Genomic DNA, 15123 nt, shown 5'->3' on the forward strand with positions numbered 1-15123 from the left:
CGGGCGCCCGTGGAGCAATCCACGGGCGCCCGCTTTATGTACTGCCCTCTCAGTCCTAGTGTGTGACCTGCTTTAAAACTGTGCGACTTGCTGTTGCCAGATCTCTTCGATTGCGGTCGATAATTCGTCCTCTGAGTATTCGGGATGCTTCTTGCTCACCGCCTGCTCGAGTAGCAGACGGCCGGTTGCGGTGATGTGCTCGGTCATAGCTGTGTGTGCTGCTTCGCTGTCACGTACGGCAATGGCCTCGATGATAGGGAGGTGCTCGGAGTGGACTTGCTCGAGCGACCGATAGCGTCGCACCGTTGAATCCGAAAGCAGGCGCGTATGTGTCCGCAGCTTCGATAGAATGTCGCGGCCACGGCGGGCATGTCCGGCGGCCAAAATGGCGTCGTGTAGTTCTTGGTCCCACGTGAAGAAAACGTTCTCGTCGCCATCTGTACAGCTGGCCTTCATTGCCGCGATAATGTCCTTCATGTGTGCGAGCTCGTCCGCGCTGCGGTCGCGTGCAGCGCGAGCTGCGGCGTTGGGCTCGATGCTTAATCGAAGGTCGAAGATATCCGCGACATCGGAAGGCTGAGACTCGACGATACGGAAGCCACGATTGCGGACGAATTCGATGAGACCAGCTTCTTCGAGACGCAGTAAGCCGTCGCGCACGGGGGAACGGGAAATACCTAACTCCTCGGAGAGCTGATACACGCTGTACCAGTTGCCGGTCGACATCGTGCCGTCGTGAATGCAGTCGCGAACGTGGTTCATGACCTGGGTGGCCATGTTGGGCGCCGCAGTGACTCGGGGAGTGGGGGAGCTTGAAGAGGGGGTCATTCGGAGAATTTTACCTACAGAAACCACGAAACATGTAACATGTTACCCAAGATACGGCGTTGAGTTGCCCTCGTGAAGATTTGGAGCATCTGACCATGACTAGCACCATCAAGTTTGATCGCCTTGAACCCAGTGTGTACGCGAAGATTGCGCGTTCCGGGTTGCGCATGGATATGACCACGCGCGCGGCGTACACTTCGGACGCCTCGATTTTCCGCCGCGTTCCTGCGGCTGTGCTCGAGCCTAAGACCGTTGATGACGTGCGCGACGGTATCTCGGTTGCACGCGAGCGTGGATGGAAAGTTGTGGGCCGTGGGGGCGGATCTTCGGTGGCGGGCAATGCCATTGGCGAGGGACTCATAATTGACACCTCTCGCTACTTTAATCGCATCCTTGATATTGATCCGGAAGCACGGACAGCGACCATCGAGCCGGGGGTAGTGTGCGACGCACTGCGTGACGCTGCTGCGCCGTTCGGCCTGACGTATGGACCAGATCCTTCAACTCACTCACGCTGCACTGTAGGCGGCATGGTTGCGAACAACGCGTGTGGCTCCCACTCCGTGGCCTTTGGTACTGCGGCGGAGAACCTCATTGATGTCACCATCATGCTGGCCGACGGGCGTGAGGTGACTTTCAGCGAAGGTGGCTGCTCCGATCCGGAACTGGAGACCAAACTGCGTGCGCTCGTAGCCGACAACGCTGAGCTCATCGAGGCGGAACTCGGCCGTTTCCCTCGCCAGGTCTCTGGCTACGGCCTGCACTACCTGCTGGACCGCAAGGGATTTGACGTGGCGAAGGCGCTTGCCGGTTCTGAAGGAACCACGGGCATCATCACCAAGCTCACCGTCAAGCTTGTCCCGGTTCCTAAGGTCAAGGCCTTGGCCGTGCTTGCCTTTGAGACAGTCTTCGATGCAGCGGCTGCGGCCGCGAAGCTGCGCCTGCCGGGGGTAGCGACCATCGAGGGCATGGGTGGTGACCTACTCGGGGCGCTGCGTTCCAAGGTCGGCCAAGAGCATGCCGGTGAAAACCTGCCTGGTAACCGTAAGGGCATCGAAGCTGGCGGTTGGCTCTATTGCGAGACCGGTGGCGATACTCTCGAGGAAGCGTTGACGCTGGCCGAAGACGTCGCGGCGTCCGTTGAGACTGTGGACCACGTCATCGTCCATGAACACGCGGAGATGCGCGGGTTGTGGCGTATCCGTGAGGCATCAGCGGGCATCGTCACGCGCCTACCTGATGGCGGTGAGGCTTGGCCGAACTGGGAGGACTCTGCCGTGCCACCGGAAAATCTCGCCGAATATCTACGCGATCTCTACGCTCTCATGGATAAATACTCTCTGCGCGGCATTCCGTTTGGTCACTTCGGTGAGGGCTGCGTGCACGTGCGTATTTCTTTCGACTTCGGTACCGAGGAAGGTGTGCGCCAGTTCAAGGCGTTCATGGAGGACGCCGCGGAGCTCGTGTCTTCTCACGGTGGATCGCTGTCGGGCGAGCACGGCGATGGCCGCGCACGTTCTGCGCTCCTAGACCGTATGTACTCGACGGAAATGCGTCGCGTCTTCGAGGAATTCAAGCTCATCTTCGACCCTGACAAGCTCTTTAATCCGGGCGTGCTTGTGTGGGCGGATGCCACGGATCAGGGCCTGCGCATGGCGCCCGGCCAGCGCACCTTCGAGCTCACCCCAGTCCATGCTTTTAGTCACGACAAGGGATCGATGGTCAACGCCATCAATCGCTGCGTGGGCGTGTCCGCCTGTCGCTCTGAGACCGGCTCTATGTGCCCGTCCTTCCAGATCACCGGCGATGAAATCCATTCAACCCGTGGCCGTGCCCGCTTGTTCTCCGAGATGTTCCGTGGTGAATCCATCAAGGATGGATTCCAATCCAAGGAAGTCGAGGAGGCCCTTGACCTGTGTCTGTCCTGCAAGGCCTGCGTTTCCGAGTGTCCCGTCAACGTCGACATGGCGACGTACAAGGCGGAGTTCCTCCACGAGCATTACAAGGGCAAATTGCGCCCGGGTGCGCACTACGTCATGGGCTGGCTGCCGCTGTTGGGCTATGTCGCGCACAAGATTCCGTTGGTACCAACGCTCATCGATAAGGCGATGTCCACGAAGGGCTTGGATAAGCTCATCGCACGTGTGGGTGGGCTCGACCCCAACCGTCCGCTCATCCATTTCGCGCATACCTCGCTGCGCACGTGGCATGCCAAGCGTGTACAACCCCAGCGGGATGACTCGATGACGGTCGTGCTGTGGCCGGACTCCTTCAACTCTTCGCTCGGCACGTCGCCGGCTACGGCCGCAGTTGAGGTACTCGAAGCGCTGGGCTACACGGTGGAAATTCCTCAGGGGTTTGTCTGCTGTGGCTTGACGTGGCACTCCACCGGACAGCTCGATATGACCAAGCGTGTGCTGGAGCAGACCGCGAAGGTGATGAAGCCTTACCTTGACCGTGGTCTACCCGTCATCGGTGTGGAACCTTCGTGCACCGTCATGTTGCGCTCTGAGGCGACCGAGCTTTCCCCGAACCCTGACATCAAGCGCCTCGCGCAAGCGACGACGCAGTTCTCCGAGTTTGTCGTCCCGCGCATCAAGGAGCTCGTTGCTGAAGGAAAGATCGTTCCGGGCGATGTCTCGGCACTTACCCAGGTCCATTGCCATGAGAAGTCGCTGGGTGATCCGTCTCAATCGCAGCAGCTTCTCGATGCCCTCGGTATCAGCGACGAGTCAATCGCCACAGGGTGTTGCGGCCTTGCCGGCAACTGGGGCTTCGAGAAGGGTCACGCGGAGGTCTCCATGGCGCTCGGCGAGCGAGAGCTCTTCCCCAAAGTTCGTAAGGCTACGAAGGAAGGCTCCATCGTTATCGCTGACGGTTTCTCGTGCCGCACCCAGATCGAACAGGGTACTGGTGCGCAGGCGAAGCATATCGCGGAGATTGTGAGGGACGTCTTGGCTGCTTCCTCCATGAAGTAGTGGAGCGCTGAGAGGGTCGGTGATTCTCATCGTGACGTGCTGATGCTGTGCGCTACACAGCATTAGCACGCTGGATACTAGACGCCGGTAGTATGCTTCAGCACGGCGGAATGCCTGTCGTAGACCGTGCTGGAGCATTATTCGTATCTGGGGAGTTTTGCGGCTTCGATTGAAGGGGATGGAAATTCCGCCACACGTCGCTACCTCGATGAGCTTTTTACGAAACGTTGGACGATGTTTTCGGTAAGGCCGACGTAGCGTTCCCCGTTAGTGAATTCCAGAATATAAATTCCGCGCCGGAACCTCGTACCGACGAGAGGAGCGACAGGGGGAGTTGGAGTCGATCTCCCAGCGCTTGAAATTGAGTGAGAATGTGGTCATGAGTGAGAGAAGGTAGACGTCGTTTATCTCATCGTAGGCACAATGCGCGGCGCGCCAAGGGTGTTTGTACGCGGCCGTCTTGAAACCAGACGTAGAGCGTGCTCTGTAGTGCTAGCTTATGCAGCATGAAACGTCTCGCTCTCATTGCCGCGGCTGCGCTGTGCATGAGCACGCTCGCACCCGTGGCCGCCTCTGCTCAATCGTTCGACATGACGCAACAGGAACGCGACCAGTGGCGTACCGATCCGCTGGGCGCCGTGCTGTGGACCGGTATTAAGAGTAGTTCGAATGCGCTCCGCGGTGACCCGGTCGCGATGTCGGTGGCCTCGGTGTATTCGATGGGCTCGCCGAGCGACACCTACCCAGGAGCCTTCGGCAAGGTGGACCAGTGCGCGAAGTTCCTTACCTCGTCCAGCCCACTGGGTGGCGTGCGTTTTACTGCTGCGGGGCTGTGCATCATGGCGAATCCGTCGCTGCGCGCGGAGCTTGCGGAGCAACCGGGGATTCCGCTGTTCTAGGCGGTCACTTTGTACTTAAACTCGGGAGAATTATGAATCGCCTGCTCATCGGTCTCGCTTTCTTAATTCTTGCAGGGTGTCTTGCCGCATGTAGCTCAGATACCGCGTCTGAGCAGATGACGTTGACAACGCCGGTCGAGGAACCGGTGCACTATGTCGCTCTCGGGGATTCCTACGCCGCGATGGGCTCCCGCGCCGCCACGGATCCCGGCGACGCTTGCGCGGTCGCGGCGGATTCGTACCCTGTTCTCCTTGCGGACGCGCTGGGGGTGGAAGATTTCGTCAACGCGTCGTGCCAAGGCGCCGTGACGGCGGACGTGGGGGAGAAGACGGCGTTGGGGACGGCGGCATCGGAAGGCTCGCCGCAGGTGGCGGCGCTGGGGGAAGAGACGGACCTGGTGACGCTGAGCATCGGCGGCAATGATGTGAGCTTCATCGACATGACGCGGTGCTTCGAGAGCGCGTGCCCGGCGGGGCTGCGCGAGAAGGTGGCGGGCGAGCTTGAAGAGCTGCCAGCGCGGCTGGACGATGTGTACGTGGCGATTGAACAACGAGCACCGGGTGCGCGCGTCGTCGCCACGGGGTACATGCCGTTGCTCAACGACGCATGTACGGACGTGCCCGACGCGGCGTGGCTCGCGGAGCAGATCACTCGCATCAACGGGGAGGTGAGCGCGGCCGCCGAGAGGCATGGCGCGACGTACGTGATGCCGGCGGGCGCGGGGGAGCACACTGGGTGCTCGGCGGAGCCGTGGGTGGATTTCACGGGCGAGGCCACGGGCTCGTACCCCATGCACCCCACGGCGGCGGGGCAGCAGGCGATGGCGGAGGCCATTGCCGCGGCAGTTGGCTAAAGACGGTCATCTATAGGTGCAAGGCGAAAAATTAGCGACGGGTGGTGCGCGTGCGGTCAAGAAAAGAATGAAATTCGTATGAGTCGCGCGAAAATCAGAAAATTTTCGGCAACTCATACGAGTTATTCACGCTAGACCAGCTTTCCGGCGACGTAGGTCTGGTATGTCTGCGGCATGCCTGGGCGGTAGGCCAAGTCGATGGCGCTGGTGCCTTGGAGGACGTGGAGGTCCGCAGCGGCGCCGGGGACCAGCGTGCCCTTGGCCGGGCGTCCCTGGGGGTCGAGACCGTCGCCGACGTCGTGGCGGCGCAGGGCCTTGGCACCGCCGGTCGTCGCGGCGGCAATGGCCTCGTCGAGCGTGAGGTGTTGCTGCAGAACCGCGGTGGCCACGCAGAAGTTCATCGACGAGGTATACGAGGTGCCTGGGTTGAGATTGGACGCGATAGCGATGGTCGCGCCCGCGTCGAGGAGACGGCGGCCCGGGGCGAGCGGCTGACGCGTGGACAAATCGCACGCGGGCAGGAGCGTCGCGACGGTATCGGAGTTCGCAAGGGCCGCGATGTCCGCGTCCGTAACGTAGTTGACGTGGTCGACGCTCGCCGCGCCAAGGTCGACGGCGAGCTGGACGCCCGGGCCGTCGCCCAGCTGGTTGCCGTGGACGCGCACACCCAGACCGCGGGCGATGCCGGCCTCCAGGACGCGGCGGGACTGTGACTCGTTGAAGGCGCCGCGCTCACAGAAGACGTCGATCCACTGGACGTACGGTGCCACGCCGTCGAGCATCGGACCGACGACCTCGTCGAGGTACTCGTCGGCGTCGGCACCCGGCGGGACGAGGTGGGCACCCAGAAACGTAACGTCGTCGGCGAACTCGGCGGCAATCTGCGCGGATTCCACCTCCGAGGCCGTGTTGAGCCCGTAGCCGGTCTTCGTCTCAAAGGTCGTCGTGCCACCGGCGCGGCCGGCGGCGATGCGGTCGCGGACGAGCGCGCGGAGCCGGTCAGCGCCGGCCGAACGTGTCGCCTCCATAGTCACCGCGATGCCGCCAGCCTCATACGACGAACCAGCCAGGCGCGCCTCGAACTCCGCGCCGCGGTTGCCGTCGAAGACCATGTGCGTGTGCGAGTCGACCCAGCCAGGCAGGACGGCCCGGCCGCCGAGGTCGATGGTCTCCTCGCAGGCGGGAGCCTGCGCGGGGGCATCGGAAGCCGAGCCAACCCAGGTGATGACGCCGTCGGCGACGGTAAGGGCGGCATCGGCAAGCGTGCCAGCGGAAGAGACGGTGCGCAGTTCGCTGATTCCAGTAAAGAGCGTGGACATATTAATCGCGCGCCTTGAATTCCATGGGGATGCGCACACCGCGCTCGTCTGCAACCTCCTTGGCGCGGGTGTAGCCCGCGTCGACGTGGCGGATAACGCCCATGCCCGGGTCGTTGGTAAGCACGGCGCGCAGCTTGGCCGCGGCGAGCTCCGTGCCGTCGGCGACGGATACCTGGCCAGCGTGGATGGAGCGGCCCATGCCCACGCCGCCGCCGTGGTGGATCGACACCCAGGTCGCGCCGGAGGACACGGCCGTCATGGCGTTGAGCAGCGGCCAGTCCGCGACGGCATCGGTGCCGTCGAGCATGGACTCGGTCTCGCGGTAGGGCGAGGCCACAGAGCCGGAGTCGAGGTGGTCGCGGCCGATGACGATGGGCGCGGAGATTTTTCCCTCGCGGACCAGCTCGTTGAACTTGAGGCCAGCCTTGTGGCGCTCGTTGTAGCCGAGCCAGCAAATACGTGCGGGCAGGCCCTCGAACTCGACGTACTCCTCGGCAGCGTCGAGCCAATTGTGGAGGTGCTCGTTGTCCGGGAAGAGCTCCTTCAAAGCTTGGTCGGTGACCTTGATATCCTCCGGATCGCCCGACAGCGCGGCCCAGCGGAACGGGCCCAAGCCCTCGCAGAAGAGCGGACGGATGTAGGCGGGCACGAAGCCGGGGAACTCGAAGGCGCGCTGGTAGCCGGCGTGGCGGGCCTCGTCGCGGATGGAGTTGCCGTAGTCGAAGACCTCGGCGCCCTCGTCCTGGAACTCGACCATGGCCTGCACCTGGGCGGCCATGGACTCGCGGGCCTTCTTCGTAAAGGTCGTCGGGTCTGCCTTGGCCTCGGCGTGCCAATCCTCGACGCGGATCTCCGTGGGTAGATAGGAGAGCGGATCGTGCGCGGAAGTCTGGTCCGTGACGATGTCGACGGTAAATTCGCCGGCGCGCTGGCGGCGCAGCATCTCCGGGAAAACGTCGGCGGCGTTGCCCACCAGACCGACCGAGAGCGCACGCTTTTCTTCCTTCGCGGCGAGCACGAGCTTCAGGGCCTCGTCCAGATCCGTCGTCACTTCGTCGAGGTAGCGCTTGGATTGACGGCGCTTGAGGCGGGTCTCGTCCACATCGACGATGAGCACCGCGCCTCCATTGAGCGTGACCGAGAGCGGCTGGGCGCCGCCCATGCCGCCACAGCCGCCGGTGAGAGTCAGCGTGCCGGCGAGCGTGCCGTTAAAGCGCTTGCGGGCGACGGCGGCGAAGGTCTCGAAAGTGCCTTGGAGGATGCCCTGAGTGGCGATGTAAATCCAGGACCCGGCCGTCATCTGACCGTACATCATGAGCCCCTCGTCTTCGAGCTTGCGGAAGTGCTCCCAGTTGGCCCAGTCGCCCACGAGGTTGGAGTTGGCGATGAGCACGCGCGGCGCCCATTCGTTGGTCTTCCAGATGCCCACGGGCTTGCCGGACTGGACGAGCAGGGTCTCATCGGATTCCAGGTCCTTGAGCGCATCGACGATGGAGTCGAAAGCCTCCCACGAGCGTGCGGCGCGGCCAGTGCCGCCGTAGACTACGAGGTCCTCGGGGCGCTCCGCGACCTCAGGGTCCAGGTTGTTCATGAGCATGCGCAGCGGCGCCTCGGTCTGCCAAGACTTGGCGTTGAGCGTCGTGCCGCGCGGGGCGCGGACTTCACGGGGTGCAGACATGGGAGTTCCTTTCTTCGACAGGTAAGCTGCGCGTGGTTGCAGGGCCGGTTACCCGGGGCTGTCCCCTTCTACCGTGGCGCATGTCTCACAAAGGTAGCGTCTGTGATGTTGATGCACGAGGCGCTTGCAGGGTTGGGTGTCTGGGATACGAGACTCCCAGAGGGTCGCAAAAAAGGGCCCGCATGGGCCCTCCTGCTTAGCGCAGCTTTCCGATGCCGCCTTCCACCGCGTCCAGCAGCGTCCCTGCCTTGACCAGACGTACCGTCTCCTCGATCTCGGGGGAGAGGAAGCGGTCGGTGCCTGCACCCTGGACAGTCTCGCGTAGTTTTTCGATGACCGCGCCGGTTCCCTTCGCGGGCTCGCCGTCGCGCATGTCGATGGCGCGGGCAGCAGTGAGGATCTCGATGGCCAGCACGCGCTGCAGTCCGTCGACGGACTTGCGCAGCTTGCGCGCGGCGGACCAGCCCATGGAGACGTGGTCTTCTTGCATGGCTGACGACGGGATGGAATCCGCCGAGGACGGGTTGGCCAGGCGCTTGAGTTCACTGACGATGCCGGCCTGGGCGTACTGCGCGATCATGTGGCCGGAGTCGACGCCTGGGTCGTCCGCGAGGAAGGCGTTGAGGCCGCGGTTGCGCGCGGGATCGAGAAAGCGGTCGGTGCGGCGCTCAGAAATGGAGGCGAGATCCGCTGTGACGATCGCGAGGAAGTCGAGCACGTAAGCGACCGGCGCCCCGTGGAAGTTGCCGTTGGACACCACGCGGCCGTCCTTGGCGACGACGGGGTTATCCACGGCAGCGGCGAGCTCGTGGCCCGCGACGGTGGCGGCATGTTCGATGGTGTCGCGGAAGCCGCCGGCGACCTGCGGCGCGCAGCGCACGGAGTAGGCGTCCTGAACCTGGTTCTTCTTGAACTCTTCGAGCGCCGCGGCGAGGATCTCCGAGCCTTCTGCGACCTTGAGGATGTTCGCCGCCGCGGCCGCCTGACCCGGATGCGGGCGCAGCTCCTGGAGGTCTTCGGCAAAGACGACGAGCGTGCCCAGCAGGCCCTCGACCGTCATCGCCGTCGCGATGTCCGCGGTCTTGGCGAGCTGGCGCAGATCGGTAATAGCCAGGCACAGCATGCCCAGCATGCCGTCCGTGCCGTTGATGAGCGCTAGGCCCTCCTTCTCGCGCAGGACGAGTGGCTCGATGCCTGCGGCCTTGAGTGCCTCGCCCGCGTCCTGGAGTTCGCCGTTCACGCGGACCTCGCCTTCGCCGAGTAGGGCCAGGGCGCAGTGGGCGAGTGGCGCCAAGTCGCCGGAGCAGCCCAGCGATCCGTACTCGCGCACGACCGGCACGATACCTGCGTTCAGCACGTCCGCGTACGTCTGTGCGACGACGGGACGCACGCCGGTCCGGCCTGTACACAGCGTGGACAGACGCAGGAGCATGAGCGCGCGGATGACTTCTTCCTCGACCTCCGGTCCGGTGCCCGCGGCGTGAGAGCGCACGAGCGACAGCTGCAGCTGGGCTCGCATCTCCTCAGGAATGTGGCGACGCGCCAGCGCGCCGAATCCAGTGGAGATGCCGTAGACCGGCGTGGGATCCTGGGCGAGTTCCTCGACGCGCTCACGCGTCGCCTCGACTTCAGCAAGCGCCTCGGAAGTGATTTCTACCTTCGCGCCGTAGCGGGCGACGGCGACGACCTCGTCAATGGTCAGTGCGCCGATGCCGACGGACACGGTCTGGGAAGTAGCAGCGTGGGACATATCTGGCTCCTTATCGCGGATGATGTGCGTGGACGTACCACCGGTGGATGCACCCCAGTGCACCCCGGCGGGGAATGAATGGATTTCTCGCGCGACAGCCAGACGCGTTGGCAGTAATGTTACACAACGGCTGGAGCGCGCGCTACGGATTAACCGGAGCGGTAAACCTTCGCTGCAATCGCTGCGGCGGCCGAGCGCAACTGCTCGATCGCCACGGCGCGCGTGGCGGCATCAATCCGCCCGCGCTGGAAGGTGACGGCGAGCGCGCCCGCAGGCCGGTTGACGTGATCGAGGATGGCCACGGCCACGGATTCCTGGCCGCGGGAGACCTCCTCGACCTCCTCGGCCCAACCGCGCTCGCGAGTCTGGGCGAGTATGTCGTGGAACTGCCGGAAGGCTCCGGCGTCGCTGGAGGTGGAGTACGCGGCGCGCGCCTCGGCATCGGGAAGCTGGGCGAGCATTGCGCGGCCGGATGCGGTGCGGTGAGCTTGAAGGCGCACGCCCTTTTCGGTGACGAGCGAGACCGCACCAGGGGAGCGAACTTCCTGGAGATAGACAATCTCGGAGCCAGCCATGCGGGAGAGGTGTCCCGAGCCGTGCACGAGCGCGGCGATCTTCTCGAGTGGCTTCGTTGCTGCGCGCACAAGCGGCTGCTGTGTCGTATATGCCGAGGCCATTGCGTACGCCGCCATGCCCAATCCGTAGGTCTGATTTTCCGGAATGTGCACGACAAAGCCGGCGGCGACCATCTCATTGAGTAGGTGATACGTGCTCGAACGGGGTAAGTCGAGTTCACGACGAATGCGGCTCGCGGAAATGGGCACGTCGATGGTGGACAGCAGCTGCAGGATGTCGAGTGTGTGGCGGGCGGCGGGAACGCGGGAAGACGACATGGAAGGCAAGTCTAGCGGTGGAGTCTGAAATTTCAGACGATTAGATTTCGCTGGCGGTGCGCGCAGCGCACGCGCACTTTAAGCTGGGCACGATGTCAACCAAGGAGGCACCTTGTTTACTCCCGCTCCCGCATGGACCGGCCGCAACGACGGACCCGGACCGGAACACGCGCGCTGGCACTCGGTCATCAATACATCGACCGCCCCTGGGGCGGCGCTGCTCGGCTTTGCCACGGATGAGGGCGTGCGCCGCAACGGTGGGCGCGTGGGTGCCGCCGACGGACCCGAGGCGCTGCGGGCGGCACTGGGCTCGCTCGCTGTCCACGATGAATTCCCACGCCACGACGCCGGCACCGTCGTCACCGAGGGCAAAAACCTCGAGCCCGCGCAGGAGGAAGTCTCGGCGAAAGTGGAAGAACTCGTGCGCGCCGGGCACCTGCCCATCGTGCTCGGCGGCGGGCACGAGACCTCGTTCGCGACGGGCAGGGGATTAGCCCGCGTGCGTCCGTCCGCGATTATCAACCTCGACGCACACTTCGACTTGCGCATCGCGGACCGTCCCACGTCCGGCACACCGTTTTGGCAGTTAGCGGACGTCTATAGCGATGACTTCGACTACTCGGTACTGGGTATCTCGCGACCGAATAATACGAAAGTTCTTTTTGATACCGCCCGCGATCTGGGCGTCAAAGTCGTGCTCGACGAGGAACTTGCCGCTCTCAGCGCCCAGGACGCGGCTGCGCGCGCCGTGGAACTCGTCGCCGACGCCGAGTCGATTCATCTGTCCATTGACCTCGACGTGCTGCCTGCCGCCGTCGCCCCAGGCGTCTCCGCGCCAGCAGGGCTTGGCGTCCCGCTGCTGCATATCCATGCCATCGTCCGCGCACTCGCCGCGACGGGCAAGCTGGCGCTCGTCGACGTCGCTGAGCTCAACCCCCGTTTCGACATCGATGGACGCACGGCCAAGGCGGCGGCGAGGCTGATTGATTCAATCGTCGTCGCGCATGCGGAAGCACGATCCTAAACGCGTAGTTCCGAATTCTTCGCTGTTATCGCGTCTGACCTAAAGTACCGCAACGGTCATGCCGAAGCTGCCCGTGCGCGACGGCTCGTTCATCGCGGGGAGCGCGGCGGGCAGATCGTCGAATCCGATGCGCGTGCCGACGGTGCCGGCGAGGTCGAGACGGCCGGAGGCGACATCGGAAAGCAAGGCAGCTTATTCGCTGGTGGCCAGGCCGTGGGAGCCAAGCAGCTCGAGTTCGAGCGCAATGGCGCGACCGTAGGGCAGCGAGGGATTGGCGTCCTCGCCGAGCAGGAGGCCGACCTGGACGTGGCAGCCCTTGGGGTGCAGGGACTCGATGGCCATCGTGGCGGTGATGCGGGCTCCCAGGGCGTCGATGGACACGTGGGCGCCGCCGAGCTCGTGGATGCGCGCGACGGTGGTCTCGTCCGAGTAAAGGGGAGTGGCGCCGAGCTTTTCCGCGGCATCGAGCGCGGATTGAGTGCGGTCGACGGCGATGACGCGGGCGCCGGCGGCGCGGGCAATCATGACACACGACAAGCCGACGCCGCCGCAGCCGATGACGACGACGGTCTCGCCGGGCTGGACGCGGCCTTGCACTGTGACGGCGTGATAGGCAGTGCCGAAGCGGCAGCCTAGTCCCGCGGCAATATCGAAGTCGAGCTCATCCGGTAGGTGCACGAGATTCGTCGCGGTGTGGGTGACGGCAACGTATTCGGCCCAGGATCCCTTAAGATCGAAACCCGGTTGTTGCTGGTTAGGGCAGACCTGCGTGTGGCCCGCGCGGCAGTGCGCGCAGTCGCCGCAGGCAAAGATGAAAGGCGCCGTGACGCGGTCGCCCTTCTTAAAACCGGGGACGGCGGGGTCGATTTCTTCGATGACACCGGCGAACTCGTGGCCGGGGATGTGGGGGAGCGACACGGAGTCATCGTGGCCGGACCACGCGTGCCAGTCGCTACGACACACGCCGGTGGCCGCGACGCGGACGACGGCGCCGCCGGCAGGCAGGAGCGGAGGGGGGGACGTCCTCGATGGTGGGCGGGGAAGAGAACTCGGTGAAAGTAACGGCGCGCATGATGGGGTTCCTTGGGATTGGTTGCGTTCAGTGTGCCAGATGACGGCCGGTGGAGTGCATGTTTCTTTCAGTGACACACATTCCCCTGCGACCGGGGTCGGCGAGATCTAAAAAATTTCAAAAGTCTGCATACTATGCACTACGCTTACGTGCATGAACGCCGTACTCATCGCAGTTATCGTGATGCTCGTGCTTTCCGTGGCACGCGTGCACGTTGTCATCGCCCTGTTCTTAGGCGCCCTCACGGGTGGTCTCATGGCCGGCATGGGCCTCGATTCCACCCTTCTCGCTTTCCAAGACGGCCTGGGCGGTGGCGCGAAGATCGCGCTGAGTTACGCCTTGCTCGGCGCGTTCGCCATGGGTGTTGCGGCGGCGGGCTTGCCGGAAAAGCTGGCGCAGACGCTCATCCACAAGATGAACGGCAACGCGGGGGAGCTTAACCCCAAGGCCGTGGCAATGACGAAGTGGACCATCATCCTCGTCATGGTTGCGATGGCGATTATGAGCCAGAACCTCATCCCGGTCCACATCGCGTTCATTCCGCTCATCGTTCCGCCACTTTTGGGAGTGATGAGCAAGCTGCAGATCGACCGCCGCCTTATTACGTGCTGCCTCACCTTCGGACTGGTCACCACGTACATGTTCGTGCCGGTAGGCTTCGGTTCCATCTTCTTGAATGACATTCTGCTGTTCAATATCGGTGAGGCAGGCCTGGATACGACCGGTATGAACATCATGAAGATCATGGGAATCCCGGCGCTCGGCATGTTTATCGGCTTGCTCATCGCGGTGTTTATCAGCTACCGCAAGCCGCGCACGTACCTCGACGCACCCATTGCGGAGGAGAAGGATAAGGAAGAGATTTCCGCCTACAAGCTGTGGGTTTCCGTCGTCGCCATCATCGCCACGTTTAGCGTGCAGATCGTCATGCAGCTCATGGACTTCGAGGCGGATGGCCTCATGGTCGGCGCGCTTGTGGGCCTGGGCATCTTGCTGCTCTCCGGTGCAGTGAGCTGGCGCAACGCGGATGATGTCTTCACCAACGGCATGAAAATGATGGCACTTATCGGTTTCATCATGATCACCGCCCAAGGTTTCGCGTCCGTCATGACGGAGACAGGGCAGGTGGAGTCGCTCGTGACGACCACGGCCGAGCTCTTTGGCGATAATAAGCTGCTGGCCGCGGCGGCCATGCTTCTGGTCGGCCTCATTGTGACGATGGGCATCGGCTCGTCCTTCTCCACGCTGCCCATTATCACGGTCATCTACGTGCCGCTGTGTATGACGCTGGGCTTTAGCCCCGCTGCGACGGTTGCCATCGTCGGTACCGCAGGCGCGCTGGGCGACGCGGGCTCGCCGGCGTCCGACTCGACGCTCGGCCCCACGATGGGCTTGGGCGCCGACGGCCAGCACGACCACATTCGGGATTCGGTCATCCCGACGTTCCTGCACTTTAATATTCCGCTGCTCATCGCCGGGTGGGTTGCGGCGATGGTTCTGTAATTCGTTCTCCTGAGACAGTTGCGGCCCCGCGTGCGGATTCGTCCGGGCGCGGGGCCGCTCAATGATGCGTGGCTGGAAACACGAAAATTAGATGGCTTGGGGAAAACCCTTTTCGGAGTGGAGACGCAGCGGCGCAGGTCTGAGGAGAATAGCCGTGGGCTGAGTAGCTTTGTCGAATACGTTGAGAACGTAGGGGAGGTTCGTGATGAGCTGGCCGGCCGTTGCTGCCTGACGGGTTGCGTCCGTTAGCGAGGTGTACGAGTTAGTTCCTGTGATGGCCCCCATCAGGCATGCATTCGCACTGGCGTGAAAAGATCTGCGCCAC

The 15123-nt window shown here is 63.4% G+C and carries 12 protein-coding genes; 5 read left to right on the plus strand and 7 right to left on the minus strand.

Annotated features, from left to right (window positions below):
- Positions 1–72: 72 nt before the first annotated feature.
- The gene (locus HMPREF2559_RS01585; protein ID WP_066491673.1) at positions 73–828 is read right to left on the minus strand and encodes a GntR family transcriptional regulator; all 756 of its coding nucleotides are present in this window, start codon (positions 826–828) and stop codon (positions 73–75) included.
- Positions 829–923: 95 nt separating this feature from the next.
- Here HMPREF2559_RS01585 and HMPREF2559_RS01590 point away from each other — a divergent pair, with 95 nt between their 5' ends.
- The 3 genes from HMPREF2559_RS01590 to HMPREF2559_RS01600 all read left to right on the plus strand — a co-directional run bounded on the left by HMPREF2559_RS01590 (position 924) and on the right by HMPREF2559_RS01600 (position 5559).
- Positions 924–3806, plus strand: a complete 2883-nt coding sequence (locus HMPREF2559_RS01590; RefSeq protein WP_066491680.1) for an FAD-binding and (Fe-S)-binding domain-containing protein — start codon at positions 924–926, stop codon at positions 3804–3806.
- 506 nt (positions 3807–4312) lie between these two features.
- Positions 4313–4705, plus strand: coding sequence for a hypothetical protein (locus tag HMPREF2559_RS01595; protein ID WP_070539331.1), 393 nt, complete (start codon positions 4313–4315; stop codon positions 4703–4705).
- 32 nt (positions 4706–4737) lie between these two features.
- Positions 4738–5559: an SGNH/GDSL hydrolase family protein gene (locus HMPREF2559_RS01600; protein ID WP_246818446.1), complete on the plus strand. Its 822-nt coding sequence runs from the start codon at positions 4738–4740 to the stop codon at positions 5557–5559.
- Positions 5560–5690: 131 nt separating this feature from the next.
- On the opposite strand, the gene hutI is transcribed toward HMPREF2559_RS01600, so the two are convergent.
- The 4 genes from hutI to HMPREF2559_RS01620 all read right to left on the minus strand — a co-directional run bounded on the left by hutI (position 5691) and on the right by HMPREF2559_RS01620 (position 11199).
- Complete coding sequence (gene hutI / locus HMPREF2559_RS01605) at positions 5691–6878, minus strand: imidazolonepropionase (RefSeq protein ID WP_066511775.1); 1188 nt, start codon at positions 6876–6878, stop codon at positions 5691–5693.
- Position 6879: 1 nt separating this feature from the next.
- A complete protein-coding gene (locus tag HMPREF2559_RS01610; protein ID WP_066491708.1) occupies positions 6880–8556 on the minus strand; it encodes a urocanate hydratase in 1677 nt (558 codons plus the stop codon).
- A gap of 196 nt (positions 8557–8752) precedes the next feature.
- Positions 8753–10306: a histidine ammonia-lyase gene (hutH, locus tag HMPREF2559_RS01615; protein ID WP_066491719.1), complete on the minus strand. Its 1554-nt coding sequence runs from the start codon at positions 10304–10306 to the stop codon at positions 8753–8755.
- A 149-nt stretch (positions 10307–10455) separates the two neighbouring features.
- Positions 10456–11199: an IclR family transcriptional regulator gene (locus HMPREF2559_RS01620; protein ID WP_066491728.1), complete on the minus strand. Its 744-nt coding sequence runs from the start codon at positions 11197–11199 to the stop codon at positions 10456–10458.
- 112 nt (positions 11200–11311) lie between these two features.
- Here HMPREF2559_RS01620 and hutG point away from each other — a divergent pair, with 112 nt between their 5' ends.
- Positions 11312–12223 carry a formimidoylglutamase gene (gene hutG / locus HMPREF2559_RS01625; RefSeq protein WP_070539333.1) on the plus strand — a complete coding sequence of 304 codons (912 nt, stop codon included), beginning with the start codon at positions 11312–11314 and terminating at the stop codon, positions 12221–12223.
- Between the two features lie 39 nt (positions 12224–12262).
- On the opposite strand, the gene HMPREF2559_RS13210 is transcribed toward hutG, so the two are convergent.
- Together HMPREF2559_RS13210 and HMPREF2559_RS01630 are read right to left on the minus strand one after the other, a co-directional pair.
- A complete protein-coding gene (locus HMPREF2559_RS13210; RefSeq protein WP_230384310.1) occupies positions 12263–12409 on the minus strand; it encodes a hypothetical protein in 147 nt (48 codons plus the stop codon).
- 6 nt (positions 12410–12415) lie between these two features.
- Positions 12416–13372 carry an alcohol dehydrogenase catalytic domain-containing protein gene (locus HMPREF2559_RS01630; RefSeq protein WP_371325669.1) on the minus strand — a complete coding sequence of 319 codons (957 nt, stop codon included), beginning with the start codon at positions 13370–13372 and terminating at the stop codon, positions 12416–12418.
- Between the two features lie 76 nt (positions 13373–13448).
- Between HMPREF2559_RS01630 and HMPREF2559_RS01635 the strand changes: the two genes are divergently transcribed.
- Positions 13449–14798, plus strand: coding sequence for a Na+/H+ antiporter family protein (locus HMPREF2559_RS01635; RefSeq protein ID WP_070539335.1), 1350 nt, complete (start codon positions 13449–13451; stop codon positions 14796–14798).
- Positions 14799–15123 lie beyond the last annotated feature (325 nt).

Origin of the sequence: Corynebacterium sp. HMSC072G08, assembly GCF_001809185.1 — a bacterium.
Classification (GTDB): Bacteria; Actinomycetota; Actinomycetes; order Mycobacteriales; family Mycobacteriaceae; genus Corynebacterium; species Corynebacterium phoceense.

Coding starts and splice junctions, on each gene's coding strand:
- HMPREF2559_RS01600 (WP_246818446.1), top strand. CDS start 4,738: ATGAATCGCCTGCTCATCGGTCTCGCTTTCTTAATTCTTGCAGGGTGT.
- HMPREF2559_RS01585 (WP_066491673.1), bottom strand. CDS start 828: ATGACCCCCTCTTCAAGCTCCCCCACTCCCCGAGTCACTGCGGCGCCC.
- HMPREF2559_RS01610 (WP_066491708.1), bottom strand. CDS start 8,556: ATGTCTGCACCCCGTGAAGTCCGCGCCCCGCGCGGCACGACGCTCAAC.
- hutI (WP_066511775.1), bottom strand. CDS start 6,878: ATGTCCACGCTCTTTACTGGAATCAGCGAACTGCGCACCGTCTCTTCC.
- HMPREF2559_RS01620 (WP_066491728.1), bottom strand. CDS start 11,199: ATGTCGTCTTCCCGCGTTCCCGCCGCCCGCCACACACTCGACATCCTG.
- HMPREF2559_RS01595 (WP_070539331.1), top strand. CDS start 4,313: ATGAAACGTCTCGCTCTCATTGCCGCGGCTGCGCTGTGCATGAGCACG.
- HMPREF2559_RS01590 (WP_066491680.1), top strand. CDS start 924: ATGACTAGCACCATCAAGTTTGATCGCCTTGAACCCAGTGTGTACGCG.
- hutH (WP_066491719.1), bottom strand. CDS start 10,306: ATGTCCCACGCTGCTACTTCCCAGACCGTGTCCGTCGGCATCGGCGCA.
- HMPREF2559_RS01635 (WP_070539335.1), top strand. CDS start 13,449: ATGAACGCCGTACTCATCGCAGTTATCGTGATGCTCGTGCTTTCCGTG.